Consider the following 17,384-nt stretch of genomic DNA (forward strand, 5'->3'; position numbering starts at 1 on the left):
AAATAACATGTGGTCGATAATTTCCGTTCTAGTAGAAAACAAACCAGGTGTCTTGTTCAAGATTACAAACTTGTTCCGATCAAGAAACTATAACATTGACAGCATATCTGTAGGAATAACTGAAAATCCCGAAATCTCTAGAATGACAATTACTACAGAGGCAGATGAAAAACAGCTAAATCAAATAATAAAACAACTAGACAAGTTGATTGATACGATAGAAGTAAAACTATTAGACGAGAAGAAGAGCATATACAGAGAACTTGTCATGATGAAGATTAAAGTATCAAAACCAACTGACATCAAGGAGATAACAGACCTTGCAAACGCCTTCAAGTGTGACGTTCATGATGTCAGAAAATCTTCTATCATATTAGAGATAACTGCAACACCAGATAGAATTAATGCCCTAGAAGACCTTGTCAGAGGATATGGAATCCTTGAAATGGCAAGAACTGGAATATGTGCATTAGCAAGAGGAGAAAGAAGTGAAAGTTAGAATTTTTGATACCACATTAAGAGACGGAGAGCAGACACCAGGTGTAGCCTTGACTCCAGACCAGAAACTTGTGATAGCACAAAAATTAGACGAGCTTGGTGTTGATGCAATAGAAGCAGGTTTTCCAATCATTTCAGAAGGAGAGATGATAGCAATCAAGTCCATAACAGGAGCAGGTTTGAAAGCAGAGATTTGTGGACTAGCACGAACAGAAAAGAAAGACATTGATGCAGCTGTAGCAGTTGGGTTAAAGTACATCCACACATTCATTGCAACTTCAGACATACATCTCAAGTACAAGCTAAAATTAACCCGAGAGCAGGCATTAGAAAAAGCAGTGGAAGCAGTTCAATACGCCAAGTCACTTGGTTTACAAGTTGAATTTTCAGCAGAAGATGCTACAAGGACGGATAGAGAATTTCTAAAAAAAGTATTCAAAGCGGTAACAGAAGCAGGAGCAGACAGATTAGACATACCAGATACAGTAGGCTATTCCACTCCACAATATATTGCTGAAATTACAAGGGATACAATTGAGGCAACGCACCTACCAGTAAGTGTTCACTGCCATAACGATTTTGGTTTAGCTGTAGCAAATGCATTATCTGCAATACAAGCAGGTGCAAAATGTGCACATGTTACAATCAACGGAATAGGAGAGAGGGCAGGTAATGCATCTTTAGAAGAACTAGTAATGGGATTACAATGTCTACAATGGGACAAGGATAGAAAGTTTGAGACAAATATTAACACTAAACTTCTTTATGAGACTTCACGGTTTATCTCAAAGATAGTAGGAGTTCAGGTTCAGCCAAACAAAGCAATCGTGGGAGAAAATGCATTTGGTCATGAATCAGGAATTCATACACATGGTGTGTTGAGCAATCCATTAACCTATGAACCAATCAGTCCTGAGCTTGTGGGTAGAACAAGATGGTTCCAAGTAGGAAAACATGCAGGAGCACATGGAGTTTCTGCCATGCTTGAAGAATATGGTATCCAACCTTCAAAAGAACAGGCGCATGAAATTTTAGAGAAGATCAAAAAGCTTGGAGACCTAGGAAAACATGTAACAGATGTTGAGCTTTTAGGAATTGCAGGAGAGGTAATGCAGCAACAAGGATTAAAGAGACTAGTCCACCTCGTAGGTTTTTCAGTATCAACAGGAATTGGAAATATGCCATATGCATTTGTAAAATTAAACATTGAAGGAAAAGACTTTATCAGTACAGACTATGGCGTGGGTCCAGTAGATGCGTCAATTAATGCAATCCAGAAAATTACTGGAGAAATATCCAAAGTCAGAGTAAAAGATTACAAGTTAGATTCAATCTCTGGAGGTTCTGAGGCATTATGTGAAGTTACCATTAAAGTGGAAGACGCATATGGAAACCAAGCCTCTGCAAAATCAGTAGGAGAAGATATCGTAATTACAAGTGTACAAGCAGTTATAGATGGAATAAACAGAATTATGCTCAAAAAAATTCTCAAACAAAAAAACTTGGGACAGTAAATGTATAAAATATCACTTATCACCGGAGATGGAATAGGTCCGGAATTATCAGAATCAGTAATCGAGGTCTTGAATGCAGTAAATGACAAATTTGGAGTAAAGTTAGACATTACAAAATTAGAAGCAGGTGATGCAGCACTCAAGAAAACAGGAAAGGCGCTTCCAGATGAGACATTAGATATAATAAAAAAGTCCGATGCATGCCTCAAGGCACCTGTTGGCGAAAGTGCTGCAGATGTAATTGTAGTATTGCGAAGATTATTGGACCTTTATGCAAACATCAGACCTGCTAAATCTTATCCAAACATGCCAGCATTGAAGGAAAACATAGACATGGTAATAGTAAGAGAAAACACAGAAGATCTATACACAGGAATGGAATTTGACATTGGAGAGACATCTATTGCATTACGTACAATCTCAAAGAGAGCATCAGAAAGAATTGCAAAATATGCATTTATGACAGCAGAGCAACGAAATGGGAAGAGAAAGGTAACTTGTGTCCACAAATCAAACGTGATGAAAAAGACAGATGGGTTATTCTCAAGGTCATGCCAAGAAGTAGCAAAGAATTATCCAGAAATTTCATTTGAACAGATGTATGTTGATGCATGTGCCATGAATCTAATAAGACAGCCAGAGTCTTTTGATGTCATAGTAACTACCAATTTGTTTGGAGATATTTTATCAGATGAGGCATCACAGGTTGCAGGCGGACTAGGAATGGCACCAGCAGCAAACATCGGAGACAAATTTGCGTTATTTGAACCAGTTCATGGTGCAGCATTTGACATAGCAGGAAAACAAGTTGCAAATCCATCCTCATTTATCTTGTCTGCAAAAATGATGTTTGAGTGGCTCGGAATGAAAAACAATGACAAGTCGTGTTATGATATAGCAAAAAAGATAGAAGATGCAGTATATGGAGTTGTCAAAGAAGGAATAAAGACAAAAGACATTGGCGGCAACAAGAGTACTAAAGAATTCACACAGAGCATAGTATTACGTATTATTTGAGGTCAGATACAGGCGGCTCTCTTGACCAAAAGAACATTGCAAGACCAATTGGAATCATAATCATTATTGCAACACTTAATGAAATCCAGTAAAACGTAGGATCGATTCCTTTGATAAAAGGGACTGGAAATACAGTATACGCCCAGACAAATGCAATAAATCCTAACAACACTTTATTTTTTTTAAAAATGCGCCATCCAAGTTTTCTTTTTGCAATGTAACAACGTTTGCACCTAGTCCTGTCGTCAGTCATGCATGAAGTGCAACAGTGTTTATCACAAAAGTAGCATGTTCTATCACCAAAGTCAGAACCACAAAAATCACATTGTCGCACAATTCTTCTGGATTTGATCAAAATTTATCTTTTTATGGAGGTCAGCGAATGTTGAGCATATTTTTGTTCTAACGATGTTTTCCTAGCTCTTCACCAAGCTTATCGATGCTCTGATTCCAGCCCATCTTCATTCCAGAAAGTGGTCCTTCCGTTCCTGGACCTGCCTTGGTCACTACTATATGCAGTGTCATTTTCGTCTTTCCTTCTAAATCCTCAAGCATTATTGTAACTTTTTGCTCAAGTTGTGGATTACCATTTTCATCCTTTATTGCCGAAGAAGTGAAGACAATGCGCTGGGGCGGAATGACTTCGTCGAAGGTTCCTTTCATGGGCCACTCTTGTCCTTCTAGATCGCCTAGGTCTTTACCTGCCAACATGACAATATGAATAGCGCCACCAGGTCTAGCATCTAGTTTACAAATAGGATTTGTAACACCTCTTGGACCCCACCATTTCTCTATGAGTTTTGGATCAGTCCAAGCCTTGAACACAAGCTCACGTGGTGCATCAAATATTCTTGTGATGACAAGTTCTCGATCCGATGTTCCTGTGTTGGCACTATTTTCTTTCATATTTCTTTCCTCTCTGTTTCATTTCATCCTCTTGTAGTTTGATAAGATAATCATCCAACCTATCCAATCTCTTGTTCCAAGTACTACGATATGACTCCAGCCAAATGTTTAACTCTTTGAGCGGTTCAGGACGAAGTTTGTAAATCCGTTGCTGTGCAACTGGATGCATCTCGACTAATCCAGCTTTACTTAGCACGTGTAGATGTTTGGAGACTTGTGGTTGGCGTAGTCGGAGTATATTGACAATCTCTCCAACGGGTCGTGGTCCATCACGCAAAAGTTCAACAATATGTAAACGATTAGGTTCTGCTAGCACACTTAATGTACGTAGAGTAGATTTCAAGATCTTAATATTCCTCTACAGGAATATTCCTGTATAGGAATATAAATTTTATGCTTTAGATTTGGAAAAATATTTCATGATCTTCGTTAAATTCAAAGTATTTTGGTTAGAAATAAAAGATCAGGATAATTATCATAAGATGATTTTACAAGAATGCCCAGACTGTCTTAGATTTCGTTTTTTATGGAAATAGTCTTTCAGGATCACGGGGGTATAGTACAACCTCTCTAACATTATCAATCTGGGTTAAAACAGCCATCAGCCTATCCAAACCCAATCCCCAACCAGAATGAGGCGGCATTCCCCAATCAAATGCTCTCAAATGGTCTTCAAATTGTACCGGATCTAGTCCTTGTTCTATCAGTCTAGATTTTATCTTGGCAGGGTCATGTAGTCTTCTACCTCCAGATGACAATTCAAGATATCCAAATTGCAGGTCAAATGATTTTGAAGTTGTAGGGTCGTCTTCTTTTTCATGGATGTAAAACGGCTTTAGTTTAAGTGGCCAATCAGTCAAAAAGTAAAATCCAGGATGAATCTCACCAAGTTTTCTTAGATGAGAATCAAGTAAATCGTCTCCAAATACAAGAGCAAGTCCTTGTTTTCCAAGCTCTTCGATTGCTTGCCGGTATGTTACCCTATCAAAAGGGGCATTTGGTTTTCTAATTTCAATTCCTAAATTCTTTTGCTCTTCAATACAGTTTTTTTCTACATATTCAAAAACAGATACAACTAGTTTTTCCAAAATATCCATGACATCAGTATAATCCATAAATGCAGATTCAATGTCAACACTGGTAAATTCAGTCAAGTGTCTTACAGTATGAGATTTTTCAGCTCGATAAAAAGAAGATATTTCAAATATTCTCTCAAGGCCAAGTGTTAGTTGCTCTTTGTAAAGTTGTGGGCTCTGTGCAAGATATGCCTGCTTGTCAAAATATTTTAAAGAAAATAAATTAGCTCCACCTTCACTTGCGCTTCCAATAATTTTCGGAGTGTTTACTTCAAGAAAACCAAGTTCAGTAAGCATCTTGCGAATAGAAAGAAGAACATGATGTCGTATCTTAAAGATGGATGCAGTTTTTTGGTTACGAAGATCAAGCGCTCGTGCGTTTAATCTATTATCAATCCCACTTTCTAGCCTACCAAGTGGATCTATTGGTAGAGGATGTATAGCCCTTGATAGAATCTCAATTTTTTCAGCCTTTATTTCATATGCAAAATCTCGCGCTTTTGATTCCTGTACCGCACCAGCAATTCTTACCACGCTTTGTCGGCTAAGATCTTTGACTTGTTGTAGATTTTCCGGACCCGCAACTACAATCTGTGATACGCCCGTGATATCCCTCAAAGTAAGAAATGTGAGTTTTCCTAATTCTCGTAAATCTTCCACCCAACCTGCAACTATGACTTTTTGACCCTTCATTGAAGGTCCAAGTGCTCCTATGTTGTGAGTTTTTGTGATATCCATTAAATCTAGCCTACTTTCTTTCAAATTCCACTACTAGTTCTATCTTTCGAAGATCGTGCACAATTGCAATCACCTGGTTTACATCTATTGGAAATTTTGATGTCTTTTTTCCAGACACTATGACTTTGGTTTTTCTAAGACCGCCAAGGGCCCAAACTTGGTTTATTGCAAGTATTTTGATTGGAAAGAATACGTCTTCAATGAATTTCTTGTCATCAGAGTCTTGGTGAACAAGCCAGATTTTTCCTGAAAATTCACCTTGAAGTATACGATAAAGCTCCCTACTTTGCCTAATCGTCATAATATCCTGGCTACCAAGATATATTACAAAATCACCGTTTGATTCACGACATGAATTTAAGGTGAATTTTTCTATTTGTGGTATCTTTTGAGAAAGTTTTACTAGTTTCATAGAAGCATCTACATCCGCCTTGGTCAGTACGCCTTGATCTAATTTAGATTCACATTGAGGACACAGTATGCCATTCATTGCATCAAAATTACAAATTGGCGTTCTCATGGAAATCGATTTTTTGCCTGTAAAACTGAAAGATAAACTATTCGAAATTAGGTTCTGTCAAGTTGAAGGGTGATCGGTATTTTTCTTTATCGTGTTACATTTCGGGTGATGGGCTTCTTTTGTAGAGGATAACTTCAATATGGAAGTTAAGTCGTGCCTACTATACCATAATCGATTATTGTTTAATTTTATGATGGAATTTTCTTTCTTGAACTGTAAACTGAATCGCCCATCAGTATTTTCTATTAATACTGCAGGTATTTGGTCATATGGTGCCAATACACTAAAAATAAAATTTTCTTCATTACTGGTTTCTTTATCGTATGACCAGCACAGATCCAGATCAATATCAGAAAAAGGTAGGCTCTCAAGTGTTTTGTATTTCATCTATTAGTCAATATTCTGTTTTTTGTGATTGATTTTAGATCTATTTTTAGATTATGATTGATAGTTTTGTCAAATTATAGACAGAACATTCATTCCTGTCAAGTCCATCACGGAATATTTAAGAAACATACAAAACTCAAATGTACCGCTCATCCATAGTGTAATCATATGGTATTTTTGTCTGTAAATGATCTGGATGTTCAATACCAGAGTCAAGGAAAAAAGGTACATGCTATAGACCACATATCATTTTCCTTGCAAGAAAAAGAGTCAATTGGCATAGCGGGAGAAAGTGGTTGTGGCAAGAGTACACTTGGTCTTGCCATTATGAAAACACTTCAGGAAAATGCAAGTGTGTCAGGTGAGATTCTTTTTGATGGTAAATCAATTTTGGCCATTCCAGATCCAGAGTTTACAAAAAATATCCGATGGAAGCAGATATCCATGGTCTTTCAAGGAGCAATGAATTCTCTAGATCCGGTCTTTACCATTAAAAAACAATTTGAGGAAATTCTAAAAAAGCATGATTTTCATGAAGATTACAAACAAGTAATAGAGTCTGCAATATCTTCAGTTGGATTACCACGTTCAGTTTTAGACAAATATCCACATGAGATAAGCGGCGGTATGAAGCAGCGAGTTGTAATTGCAATGGCTCTAATTTTAAAACCAAAAATGGTGATTGCGGATGAACCTACCACAGCATTAGATGTGTTGGTTCAAGCACAGATTATGACATTATTAAAAAATCTCAAAAAAAGCGGACTAGGAATCATGTTAATTTCTCATGACTTGGGAATAATTTCCGAAATTGCAGAAAAAATAGGCATCATGTACGCAGGTCAGATTGTAGAGTTTGGCCTGCTATCAGACATTTATAAAAATCCAAAGCACCCCTATACTTTTGCCCTATTGAATTCAATTCCCAGTCTAAACAATACAACAAAAATCACATCACTAAAGGGCAGTCCACCCAGTATGACAAACCTCCCAAGCGGTTGTAGATTTTATGATAGATGTCCACAGGCAATGGAAAAATGCAAGAAAGAACCTCCCAAAGTTATGACTTCATCAGGTTTTGTGATGTGCTGGTTATATGAATAAATAATTTCTAAAATATTTTTTAAAACAGAATTTTAGTTTTACTTGTTAAGACCTACGCCATTATAGTAGGAGTTGTACACTCGTAATGCGTTGGTCAAAGAATCGCTTTGGGCTTGAGCAATCATAGTATTTCTATCTCTACCTTGAGAATTAGTTGGGGTACTTGTCAAACCATAGTAGTTTGATTTCAAGGAGTTGATAGTCGCCTGATGAATCTGGTTGAATATCATTATAGCCTTTTCAAGTGAATAAGCCGCTTGTGGAGGTAGATTTCTGCCACCATGATTCATCTCAGAGGTTATTGAGCCAGGCTTGTATGTAAATGGAATATTGGTACCAACATACGGAGTAAGATCAAGATACACTTGATCAATCTTTGCAAGTTGGCTAACTAGTGATGCTGCTTGTGCTTCAGCAGTTTGGGAATTCTGTCCAATCATGGTTTGTCTATCATAAGTGGCAGCTGTATCGGTTGGAGTGCTTGGGGCAAAGTTGGCATAATTTTGTTGAATCTTTACTAATTGACTCAAAACATCATTTGCTTGCACAAGAGATGATGCGGTAGCACTATCAATCATAGCATTTCTATCCCTACCTTGAGAATCAGTTAGTGTACTTGTCAGATTAGCATAACCAGTAGAAGTATCATATTGTAACTGTCTAACATGTATGTCATTAAATTGTGCTACTGCATTTTGTAGTGAAACTTGTGCTGCGGCATCAATATTTCTACCTCTGCTTGTTTCATCAGTTGTAGTGCTGTTAAGTCCAGTCCAGTTTCTCTTTGCTGCATCCATATTAGCAAATTGATAGTATGTGTTGTACTTTTCAATAGCCTTTTGTTCTGATGTTTGCATCCTTGCAGTAATATCAGACTGGGGATCATCTGCAAAGACAAATTGGTTCAAGTATGAGGAACCTGAGCTAAATAAGAATCCGGTAATCATTATGACTGTCAATAATTTGTAGTTCACGAAATCTCTCATATATTGAGCCTTTTAAAACTTTGCGATGGATAGATTTTCAGCCAGTGATCGCTTGATATATTTCCAATCACAACAAATACCAATGGAAGAGATCCTTTCAGTCAATAATTTAAAAAAATACTTTACAAAAAAAGGATCATCGGGAGTAAGTAAAGATATCACAAGAGTAGCCGATGGAATCTCATTTTCGATAAAAAATGGTGAGACGTTGGTATTGGCACATTTTCGATAAAAAATGGTGAGACGTTGGTATTGGCAGGCGAATCAGGTTCGGGCAAGACTACGATCGCCCGTATGATATTACGAGCAATAGAACCAGATTCAGGAACCGTAAATTTTGAGGGCCAAGAGATTACAAATCAACAGGATCATCTAAGAAAAATTAGATTGGGTTGTCAGATGGTTCACCAGGATCCATATGCTTCCATCAATCCCAGAATGACTGTTCTAGACATAGTAAAAGAACCACTTGACATACACTCCATTGGGAATAAAAAAGAAAGAAACAAGTTAGTTTTGCAAGCACTAAGTCAGGTAAATCTAGAACCAGTAGAAGAGATTACGGCAAAATATCCCCACATGCTATCAGGGGGACAAAGACAAAGAGTTGCATTAGCTCGTGCAATTGTAACAAAACCAAAAGTAGTCATTGCTGATGAACCTGTTTCGATGCTTGATGTATCAGTAAGAATTGGAGTTTTAGAACTTATGAAAAATTTACAGGAAAAGCTAAAGATTTCTTTTCTGTACATTACACATGACTTGGCTACTGCAAATTATATTGGCAATAGAATTGCAATTTTATATCTTGGAAAGATTGTAGAGATTGGACCTATCAATGAAATTTTATCAAGCCCACGTCATCCATATACTCAGGCACTCATAGATTCAATATCATATCCAGATCCAGAGAATCTAAAGAGGGACAAAAAGATTCACATCAATGATCCTATAGATGTAGATGTGTATCAAGGCTGCAGATTCAGAGCTCGGTGTCCTTATGCCATTGAAAAATGCAAGCAAGAACCATTACTTGAAGAAATTTCAGAGGGCCGACAAGTTGCATGCTTTGTTAAGATAAACTAGTTTGCTACTTCAGATACATTAGAAATTCTATGTGAGACCACATGTGATACTCCATTTCTTGGAAATACACCATAAATGAGAGTTGCCTTCTTTACTACAGAGTCTTTAAGTGAAACCATGATCATCTGACTTCCTTTTGATCTATCTTCAAGTATTGTAGAAAGTCGTTCAGTGTTTAATGCATCAAGGTGTGCATCAACTTCGTCTAAAAGATAGAAGGGAGACGGTTTTAGTTTTTGAAGGGCTAACAAAAAGGTAATTGCAGCAAGTGTTTTTTCTCCACCACTAATTGATGTAGATTCTCTTTTTGGTTTATTTGGAAATTGTACAAGATATGATATGCCTGATGAAAATATGTCATCTTCATTTTGAATCTCAAGCCATGCATTACCTCCTGTCATTTTGCTAAATATTTCACGGATATCCTTGTCTACTTTATCATATGATTCCAAGAATGTCTGACGTTTGCCCTTGTCAATCTCTTCAATGAATTTCACTATAGAGTTTCTTTCTTCTTCAAGTTCATTCTTTCTTGAAGACATGGAACGATACCCGTTTGAGATTTCCACATATGTTTCAGGAGCCCTAGTATTCAGAGAGCCCGACAGTTTTCTCTTCTCTGACTCTAATTCAATAAGAATTTGATCAACGTCAAAGGACTCCAAAAGTGTGTCATATCCATAGGATTCCAATGTCTTTCTGATTCGGCTTTCATTTTCTGCCAGATCCTGAATATCACGCGATATAGAATCAGATTGTCGCTCCATGCCGTTTACTTCTTTACTCAAAGTCCTTTCAGATTCATACAGTCCTTTTAGTTTAGAATCATATTCTTTTAGCGTGGATACGGACGTTCCAGAAGTGGATATCAATTGTTGTTCTTTTTCTCTCAAAGTAACAAGTAAGGAATCAACACTTTCTTTCTCTTTTGCAAGTGCCCTTGACTGGACTTCGATATCATATTTTTCATGATTTATTGAGGACTGTTCTTGAGTCAAAAGCCTCACATTTGCTTTGAATGAATTTTCTTCATTTCCCAGGTTGGTCAAATTACCAGTCAACTCTCTAAACTGAGTCGAGATGGCACTATGAGAACTCAGAAGATTAGAGCGCTTTTCATTTAGCGTTGAGAGTAGACTTGCTACCCTAGTCTGGCCCTCATCGGCATAATTTTCATTAGTAAGAGAGATGCGTTCTTCAAGAGATGACTCGTATGACTGTAATTTGGATAAATTAACCAAGATGCTCTCTTCCCTTCTTCGTAATTGAGAGATCCTTGAGGTGTGTTGCTCTTCAGACATGTTTAGCGTTTTCAATTTTATCTTTATGTCAGAAAGACCAAGGCTGACATTTGTAAACCCAGTCTCAGATGAGTTGTATCGGTTATCAAGGCGGTCCATAATTCCTTCAAGTTTTTTTAGCTGTGCCTTTTTATTTTGAATAAATCTTCTCAATAATTCAATAGATTCAACCAGTCCGTCTACAGAGGTACTTAACAGAATTATTTTTGTCAGGTGTGATACTTTAGAGTTTACATCAATTACAACAGCATTTGCGTCAGCTTCAAAGAATTGTCCGTCAGTAGTTACTGATCTATAACCCTTCTTTGACAACTCGTATGCTTTCTCCTTTGAATCCACCAGTATAATGTTTCCAAAAATGAAGTTCTTAAGTGAGTCAAACTTTTCCTCACACTGTACAAATTCAGATAACACTCCAAGTACACCGGGTTCTTTAGTGATTGAAATTTTAGAGTTTGATATTGCGTCAAGTGGTATTATCCTAATCTTTGGTAATTTTTTCTCTTGTGCAAATTCAGCTAGTCCAAGTAAAGTAGCAAAATCATTTACAACCAATCCCTTGAGCCAATCAGAACCAACTGCTAATAGTGGACGTTCATATTGTTTATCCCACGTTAGAATCTCAAAGACTAGGCCTTGTATTCCAAGTCGTTTTGAATCTTCTTTGAGTTTTGCTATAGAATAATCTTCGTGCATTACTTCTTTTACAACTTTGATCTTTGCTTCATATTGTGCAGCAGCCTTGCTTGCTTTTTCAAAGATCAGTGTTGTCTCCTCGATATCTTTCTCTATCTTGACACGTCTCTCGCGTAGATTCCCAAGTCTTGATTTTAGATCATTGATTGCTGCCTCATGACCGGTCCTTACTTGATGAAGTCTTCTCTCAAGACCCAAGAGATTATCCTTCTCATCAAGTATGGATTTTATTCTAGATGAGTTTTGTTCTATTTTATTTTTAATATCATCGCTTTCTTGTTCTAGTTTTGATAAAGAAAGCTTTGTTTCGTTTAATTGGTCTGAAAGACTTCTTATTTTTTCATCAACGCGCATTTTGTTTGTTGCAATCTGTGATTGTTGCTTTAACACTTGGTTGATTTCAGAGTCTACCGAAGTAAGTTCAACATTTGTAGTCTTTCTTGTTTCGTTAATTGTAGCGATCGAATTTTTTAGTTCAATTATTTGATTTTCCAATATAGTGCGTCGTTCATTTAATGCTGTAAGATCAGATTGAATTTCAGGCAATCTAGAATCAATCTGTGAAAGCCTTCTTGCATTAGTGGCAAGCTTGCTGTTTGCAGATTCAAATTGATGCATTGCAGATGCAAGTTCAGAGTCAATTGTGGCCTTTGCTTGATTGTACACATTTACTTCGTCCATGAACTTTTGTTTTTCTTCTTCAAGTTTTTTTATTTCATCACGCAGTTGTGTACGTTGTTCATCAAGTTTCTTGGATTCAGATTGGATGGCGTGAAGATTTCTCTCCTTTGAAATTTTTGCCGTTTCAATGTCTCGTAGTTTATTTGAAGATTGAATCGCGTATAGTCTTTTTAGCTCTTTATCGATAACATCAAATCTGAGTTGGTCATTTCTTTCTTCTTCTAGCTCATCGATGCGTTTTTTGATCTCATCCATTCTAGCAAGGGCAATCTCAAGTCTTCTATCTGCCTCATCGAGTTGTTTTAGTGATTCTGTCTTTTTTTCGTCAAAATATGCCAGTCCTATAATATCCTCTATTATTTTCCTTCTTTCTTCAGCATTAAATTCAGAGATTCTAGTGATAGTTCCCTGCTGTACAATGTTGAGTTTATGAATGCCACAATTTGCCACCTCGAGAATATCCAAGACATGGTTTCGTAGCACCTTTTTTTGGTTTAAATAGTAAACATTCTCTCCATTTTCGTCCATTTCCCTAGTTATGATTACAGCATTCGAGTCTACAGGAATCTTTCTGTCGGTATTATCAAAATGGCAGCTCACACGTGCTATCTTGGCACCGTGCTTTGCATTATCAACATCATGTAGTAATGAACGAAGCTTGTCCACTCTCATTATCTTAGGAGAGTTTTCACCAAGAGAAAACGAGATGGCATCAAGTATGTTACTCTTGCCAGAACCGTTTGCTCCAGATATTGCAACTAATCCTTGTTCAAAATTAACTATGGTATTCTTATATCCAAAGGACTTGAAGCCAAATATCTCTAGCTTGCGTATATGGACCAATGCATCCGATAGCGTTTGAGCTGAAATAACAGATTATTGCCAAGTTTCATTGAGCTGCTGAATAAAAATTATAATGTGAGATCTAACTGTCTCGTTTGCCTTCTACAAATTCTGCAAAAGCTTTCTTTGCTTCGGCATATGGCATCTGAATAGGAGGATGTTTGAAGCAATAAGAGGATATACTTGTCATTGGACCGGATAGTTTTCTGTCTAGTGCAATCTTTAGTCCTCGGATTGCATCGATCATTATTCCCGCACTGTTATAGGCATCAATTACTTTGAGTTTTAAATCCAATTTGACTGGGATCTTGCCAAAATATTTTCCTTCCAAGTTTATGTAGCATATTTTCTCATTGTCTATGAAATCAACATAATCACTAGGACCTATTCTCATCGGGATATCATAATCTGCCATTGCCTTTACTGCGCTTGTCTTACTGATTCTTTTATCTTCTAGTCTCTCTTCGTCTAGCATGTTATAGAAATCCATGTCGCCTCCAATGTTTAGCTGATAAGTTCCATCAATCTGTACACCTCTATCTACAAAGAGTTTAACAAGTGTCTTATGAACAACCGTGGCTCCAAGCTGGCTCATTACATCGTCACCTGCAAGTGGGATCTTTTTGTCAGCATAAGCCTGTTGCCATTTTGGCTCAGATGCAATAAACACTGGAATTGCATTAAGAAATCCTATTCCTGCCTCTAGTGCTTGACTTGCATAATGTCTTACTGCATTAGTGCTTCCAACAGGAAGATAATTTACAAGCATCTCGGCACCTGTGTCTTGAAGAACCTTTTTGACGTTAACATCTGGCTCTGAAGAATTGGTAACAATTTGGCTCAAGTGTCTACCTAGACCATCAAAGGTAGGACCTTTTTGAACAGTTACGCCCATGTGGGGCACTTCGGCTATAGTGATAGTATTATTTGGTTTTGCATAGATTGCTTCAGATACATCTTTTCCTACTTTGGTATCTGCAACATCGAATGCTGCCACGACTTCAATATCCCCTGGTTCATATCCGCCCAGGTTATAGGCAGTCAAACCTATTGTATCATGAGTGTTTTCTGAATAATATTTTGTGCCTTGAATAATTGCAGAAGCACAGTTTCCCATACCTGCTATTGCAATTTTGATTTTCTTACCCAACTTCGATAGATAGCAAATAATCCATTATATTAATTACTTGTGATTCTGAACAGAGGATTTTATAGCCCAGAATTGATTTATTGAATCATGATAAAGCCCGGCAAGCCTGTCAAAGATATTCGTATCAAAAAAGGAGATACCATTGATACAATATTTGATCAGATGGCAAAATCAGGTGGGTTTGAATCAAAAAATCTTGTTGATGGTCTCAACATTTTAACTTCAATGATAGAAGATAAAAACTGTCTAAAGTTCATGTCATTTGTTGGTGCAATAGTATCAACAGGTCTGAGAGGAGTAATTACAGACATGGTAAAAAACAGAATGTGTGATGTCATAATTACAACCTGTGGAGCTTTGGACCACGATATAGCTAGACATTATTCCAATTATCTAGAAGGTTCATTTACAATGGATGACAGCGAGCTCATGGAAAAAGAGATTCACAGATTAGGAAATATTCTAGTCCCGATGAAAAGTTATGGTCCATTGATTGAAGAAAAAATGCAAAACTTTCTTCAACAAGCATACAAAGATGGTAAGAGAGAGATGTCAACTAGAGATATAACAAAAATGATTGGAGAACAACTGGGAGAAGATTCATTTCTTTATTGGGCCAACAAAAATAACATTCCCGTCATAGTTCCAGGAATAATGGATGGGGCAGTAGGAAGTCAAATCTGGATGTTTTCACAAATTCATGCAGATTTTAAATTAAATATTTTAGCTGATGGAGATTTATTATCAGGATTAATCTTCAAGGCAAAAAAATCTGGGGCGCTGATGATAGGCGGTGGAATATCAAAACACCACACTTTGTGGTGGAATCAATATAGAGAAGGTCTCGACTATGCAGTGTATATCACAACTGCTCAAGAGTTTGACGGTAGCTTGAGTGGAGCACTTGTCAGAGAGGCAATATCGTGGGGAAAAGTTACAAAGAATGCAAAACAGACTACAATACATGCAGAGGCAACAACGATTCTACCTTTTCTATATTCGGCACTACTTGCTAGAATCAAATAGTATAGATGTTTTTTTGGTAAATACTCTCAAACCCTAAATTAGAATAAAATTTCGACAGATTATCCCTCTCAAAGGTTTCAAGCATTAGAAATTCCAAGTTTCTAGAGTGTACCTCATGTAATGCAAAGTCAATCAAAGATGTAGCAGAGCCTTGTTTTCGCCTAGACGGTACAGTTCCCAGACAATAAAGTCCCAAGATAGAGTTTTTTTCATATAAAACCATGCATGAACTGCTGGATTCATCCACATAATACTCTGCCAAGGAAATAGAATTTTTCAATATAGAACTTACGGGTTCTGCCCACTCTCTACAATCATAAGATTCACAGAAAATCCCAGTCCATAAAGAAATAGTATCATGTGTGATCTTGATTGCATTAGGTTTCTTTGATGGCAGTGTTCTTTTTTTTAACACGTGTTGAGTATCATGATATACAAATCCCTTACTTTTGAGAAAGATCTCAAGTTCTGGATAGTTTTGAGAGTAGACATATGGCACAGAATGGTTTTTTTGAAATTGTTTCATTGATTCCATAATCATTTTTTCGCTTATACATGTCACATTTGTCAACTTGTTAAAAAAAAGATCACCTGCAAGTTTTGGATTTAAAAATAGAGTACCACATTCCAATTGACTTGGGACGCTCCATATTTCTGAAAAACCATTATCGTTTGATTCTGTTTTTTGCATCACGGTATGATTCCAAGTATTTCACAGATGCGATTAAAATCATTTTGATTTATGCCCTTTCCATTTTTTACTTCAATACAGATTTTTTCTAGTGTATCAAGAGCCATCGGAGTATCTAGATCATCATGTAATGATTGTATGAAATTGTGAATTAGTTTAGAAATATCTTCATTGGTATTATCAGATACTCTGGATTTTGCCAATTGGATTAAATCCATTAGTGGTTTTTTTGCCAATAGATCTTTTTCAGAAAAATCAATGTCGTCGCGATAATGTTTTGAAAAAATGTACAGCCGTATGAGATTCTGGTCATACGTTTTAATCAAATCCCTGACCCATACAACATTTCCAAGAGATTTTGACATCTTTTCTCCTCCAGATAAAACAAGACCCACATGTACCCATGTTTTAACAGGAACGTCAGAGCCAGAGAGAAGTTGGTACTGTGCAAGATGTGCTTCATGATGAGGATACAAGAGTTCCCTTGCGCCTCCATGAATGTCATAATTCTTACCAAAATTCTCCATTGCTACAGCAGTATCCTGCATGTGCCACCACGGAATACCCTCTCCAAGTTCACTTTTCCATGAGAAATCAAAGTCATCAGTACAATTCCACAGCATTATATCTTCAGGATTTTTCTTTCCAGGTCCAATATCTAATCGGTGCAGACTTAATTGTTCTTTTGTCTGATGTGAAATCTTACCATAGTTTTTCACTTTGGAAATATCAAGATAGACATTACCATGTGCCATGTAAGCAACTTGTTTTTGAATCAATGTATGAATTTGTTTTTCCATATTTGATACATAGTCTGAAACATATGCAAGCCTATTGATACTTTGTATGTGCAGTGTTTCAAGATCATTTACAAATGCAGTTGCATAAAATTTAGCAATATCTTGGTAGGTTGTAGAATTTTCTTTGGCTTTGTTAAAGACATTTTGGTTGATATCTGTCATGTTTACAAGAATATCAGTTTCAAGACCCTGATCATTTAAGCATCTAGCTAGAAGATCATATGTTAAAAATATCCTAGCATGGCCCAAATGAGTATAATCATAAACGGTTGGACCACAGATGAATACTTTAACAAGATTTTTTTCAAATGGGACAAAGTCTTCTATAGATGATGAAAAAGAATTAAAAAGTTTGAACATTTTT

At 36.8% G+C, this 17,384-nt stretch carries 16 protein-coding genes and 1 pseudogene; 6 read left to right on the forward strand and 11 right to left on the reverse strand.

Annotated elements, in window-relative coordinates:
* Nucleotides 1-7 precede the first annotated feature (7 nt).
* From ilvN to C0Q33_RS01885, 3 genes are read left to right on the forward strand one after another with little or no spacing between them, the layout of a single operon-like run.
* Nucleotides 8-499 carry an acetolactate synthase small subunit gene (ilvN, locus tag C0Q33_RS01875; protein ID WP_101476904.1) on the forward strand — a complete coding sequence of 164 codons (492 nt, stop codon included), beginning with the start codon at nucleotides 8-10 and terminating at the stop codon, nucleotides 497-499.
* Complete coding sequence (locus C0Q33_RS01880; protein ID WP_101476905.1) at nucleotides 489-2,012, forward strand: 2-isopropylmalate synthase; 1,524 nt, start codon at nucleotides 489-491, stop codon at nucleotides 2,010-2,012. Before ilvN ends, C0Q33_RS01880 begins: the two co-directional genes overlap by 11 nt.
* Nucleotides 2,013-3,029: an isocitrate/isopropylmalate dehydrogenase family protein gene (locus C0Q33_RS01885; protein WP_101476906.1), complete on the forward strand. Its 1,017-nt coding sequence runs from the start codon at nucleotides 2,013-2,015 to the stop codon at nucleotides 3,027-3,029.
* Here the strand turns inward: C0Q33_RS01885 and C0Q33_RS01890 are convergent.
* The 6 genes from C0Q33_RS01890 to C0Q33_RS01915 form a co-directional block, all read right to left on the reverse strand.
* On the reverse strand, nucleotides 3,022-3,363 hold the full coding sequence (locus tag C0Q33_RS01890; RefSeq protein ID WP_245867285.1) for a hypothetical protein: 342 nt from the start codon (nucleotides 3,361-3,363) through the stop codon (nucleotides 3,022-3,024). The genes C0Q33_RS01885 and C0Q33_RS01890 overlap by 8 nt on opposite strands.
* A gap of 68 nt (nucleotides 3,364-3,431) precedes the next feature.
* The gene (locus C0Q33_RS01895; RefSeq protein ID WP_101476908.1) at nucleotides 3,432-3,935 is read right to left on the reverse strand and encodes an SRPBCC family protein; all 504 of its coding nucleotides are present in this window, start codon (nucleotides 3,933-3,935) and stop codon (nucleotides 3,432-3,434) included.
* Nucleotides 3,922-4,278, reverse strand: coding sequence for an ArsR/SmtB family transcription factor (locus tag C0Q33_RS01900; RefSeq protein ID WP_101476909.1), 357 nt, complete (start codon nucleotides 4,276-4,278; stop codon nucleotides 3,922-3,924). The genes C0Q33_RS01895 and C0Q33_RS01900 overlap by 14 nt, the downstream gene beginning before the upstream one ends.
* A gap of 181 nt (nucleotides 4,279-4,459) precedes the next feature.
* Nucleotides 4,460-5,749, reverse strand: a complete 1,290-nt coding sequence (gene aspS, locus C0Q33_RS01905) for an aspartate--tRNA(Asn) ligase (RefSeq protein ID WP_101476910.1) — start codon at nucleotides 5,747-5,749, stop codon at nucleotides 4,460-4,462.
* 10 nt (nucleotides 5,750-5,759) lie between these two features.
* The gene (locus C0Q33_RS01910; protein ID WP_101476911.1) at nucleotides 5,760-6,269 is read right to left on the reverse strand and encodes a transcription elongation factor NusA; all 510 of its coding nucleotides are present in this window, start codon (nucleotides 6,267-6,269) and stop codon (nucleotides 5,760-5,762) included.
* 57 nt (nucleotides 6,270-6,326) lie between these two features.
* Nucleotides 6,327-6,656 carry a hypothetical protein gene (locus C0Q33_RS01915; RefSeq protein WP_101476912.1) on the reverse strand — a complete coding sequence of 110 codons (330 nt, stop codon included), beginning with the start codon at nucleotides 6,654-6,656 and terminating at the stop codon, nucleotides 6,327-6,329.
* Between the two features lie 168 nt (nucleotides 6,657-6,824).
* On the opposite strand from C0Q33_RS01915, the gene C0Q33_RS01920 reads away from it, so the two are divergent.
* Nucleotides 6,825-7,760, forward strand: a complete 936-nt coding sequence (locus C0Q33_RS01920) for an ABC transporter ATP-binding protein (protein ID WP_101476913.1) — start codon at nucleotides 6,825-6,827, stop codon at nucleotides 7,758-7,760.
* A gap of 38 nt (nucleotides 7,761-7,798) precedes the next feature.
* Here C0Q33_RS01920 and C0Q33_RS01925 read toward each other — a convergent pair whose 3' ends face one another.
* On the reverse strand, nucleotides 7,799-8,734 hold the full coding sequence (locus tag C0Q33_RS01925; protein WP_133120979.1) for a hypothetical protein: 936 nt from the start codon (nucleotides 8,732-8,734) through the stop codon (nucleotides 7,799-7,801).
* Nucleotides 8,735-8,828: 94 nt separating this feature from the next.
* Between C0Q33_RS01925 and C0Q33_RS01930 the strand changes: the two are divergent.
* Nucleotides 8,829-9,832, forward strand: a pseudogene (locus C0Q33_RS01930) (oligopeptide/dipeptide ABC transporter ATP-binding protein).
* On the opposite strand, the gene C0Q33_RS01935 reads toward C0Q33_RS01930, so the two are convergent.
* Together C0Q33_RS01935 and C0Q33_RS01940 are read right to left on the reverse strand one after the other, a co-directional pair.
* Nucleotides 9,829-13,353 carry a chromosome segregation SMC family protein gene (locus tag C0Q33_RS01935; RefSeq protein WP_101476915.1) on the reverse strand — a complete coding sequence of 1,175 codons (3,525 nt, stop codon included), beginning with the start codon at nucleotides 13,351-13,353 and terminating at the stop codon, nucleotides 9,829-9,831. The pseudogene C0Q33_RS01930 and the gene C0Q33_RS01935 sit on opposite strands and share 4 nt — an antisense overlap.
* A gap of 82 nt (nucleotides 13,354-13,435) precedes the next feature.
* Nucleotides 13,436-14,503, reverse strand: a complete 1,068-nt coding sequence (locus C0Q33_RS01940; protein ID WP_101476916.1) for an inositol-3-phosphate synthase — start codon at nucleotides 14,501-14,503, stop codon at nucleotides 13,436-13,438.
* A gap of 87 nt (nucleotides 14,504-14,590) precedes the next feature.
* On the opposite strand from C0Q33_RS01940, the gene C0Q33_RS01945 reads away from it, so the two are divergent.
* Nucleotides 14,591-15,529, forward strand: a complete 939-nt coding sequence (locus C0Q33_RS01945; RefSeq protein WP_101476917.1) for a deoxyhypusine synthase — start codon at nucleotides 14,591-14,593, stop codon at nucleotides 15,527-15,529.
* Here the strand turns inward: C0Q33_RS01945 and C0Q33_RS01950 are convergent.
* Both C0Q33_RS01950 and C0Q33_RS01955 read right to left on the reverse strand, forming a co-directional pair.
* The gene (locus tag C0Q33_RS01950; protein ID WP_101476918.1) at nucleotides 15,522-16,220 is read right to left on the reverse strand and encodes a GNAT family N-acetyltransferase; all 699 of its coding nucleotides are present in this window, start codon (nucleotides 16,218-16,220) and stop codon (nucleotides 15,522-15,524) included. The genes C0Q33_RS01945 and C0Q33_RS01950 overlap by 8 nt on opposite strands.
* Nucleotides 16,220-17,380 (reverse strand): class I tRNA ligase family protein, encoded by a 1,161-nt coding sequence (locus tag C0Q33_RS01955; protein WP_101476919.1) that lies wholly within the window; start codon nucleotides 17,378-17,380, stop codon nucleotides 16,220-16,222. Before C0Q33_RS01955 ends, C0Q33_RS01950 begins: the two co-directional genes overlap by 1 nt.
* Nucleotides 17,381-17,384: the final 4 nt, after the last annotated feature.

Source organism: Candidatus Nitrosotalea bavarica (assembly GCF_900167955.1).
GTDB classification, from domain to species: Archaea; Thermoproteota; Nitrososphaeria; order Nitrososphaerales; family Nitrosopumilaceae; genus Nitrosotalea; species Nitrosotalea bavarica.

Excerpts from the sequence above, each read along its gene's own strand:
- C0Q33_RS01945 (WP_101476917.1), top strand. The coding sequence starts at position 14,591 with ATGATAAAGCCCGGCAAGCCTGTCAAAGATATTCGTATCAAAAAAGGA.
- C0Q33_RS01950 (WP_101476918.1), bottom strand. The coding sequence starts at position 16,220 with ATGCAAAAAACAGAATCAAACGATAATGGTTTTTCAGAAATATGGAGC.
- C0Q33_RS01885 (WP_101476906.1), top strand. The coding sequence starts at position 2,013 with ATGTATAAAATATCACTTATCACCGGAGATGGAATAGGTCCGGAATTA.
- C0Q33_RS01910 (WP_101476911.1), bottom strand. The coding sequence starts at position 6,269 with ATGAGAACGCCAATTTGTAATTTTGATGCAATGAATGGCATACTGTGT.
- aspS (WP_101476910.1), bottom strand. The coding sequence starts at position 5,749 with ATGGATATCACAAAAACTCACAACATAGGAGCACTTGGACCTTCAATG.
- C0Q33_RS01895 (WP_101476908.1), bottom strand. The coding sequence starts at position 3,935 with ATGAAAGAAAATAGTGCCAACACAGGAACATCGGATCGAGAACTTGTC.
- ilvN (WP_101476904.1), top strand. The coding sequence starts at position 8 with ATGTGGTCGATAATTTCCGTTCTAGTAGAAAACAAACCAGGTGTCTTG.
- C0Q33_RS01955 (WP_101476919.1), bottom strand. The coding sequence starts at position 17,380 with ATGTTCAAACTTTTTAATTCTTTTTCATCATCTATAGAAGACTTTGTC.
- C0Q33_RS01915 (WP_101476912.1), bottom strand. The coding sequence starts at position 6,656 with ATGAAATACAAAACACTTGAGAGCCTACCTTTTTCTGATATTGATCTG.
- C0Q33_RS01920 (WP_101476913.1), top strand. The coding sequence starts at position 6,825 with ATGGTATTTTTGTCTGTAAATGATCTGGATGTTCAATACCAGAGTCAA.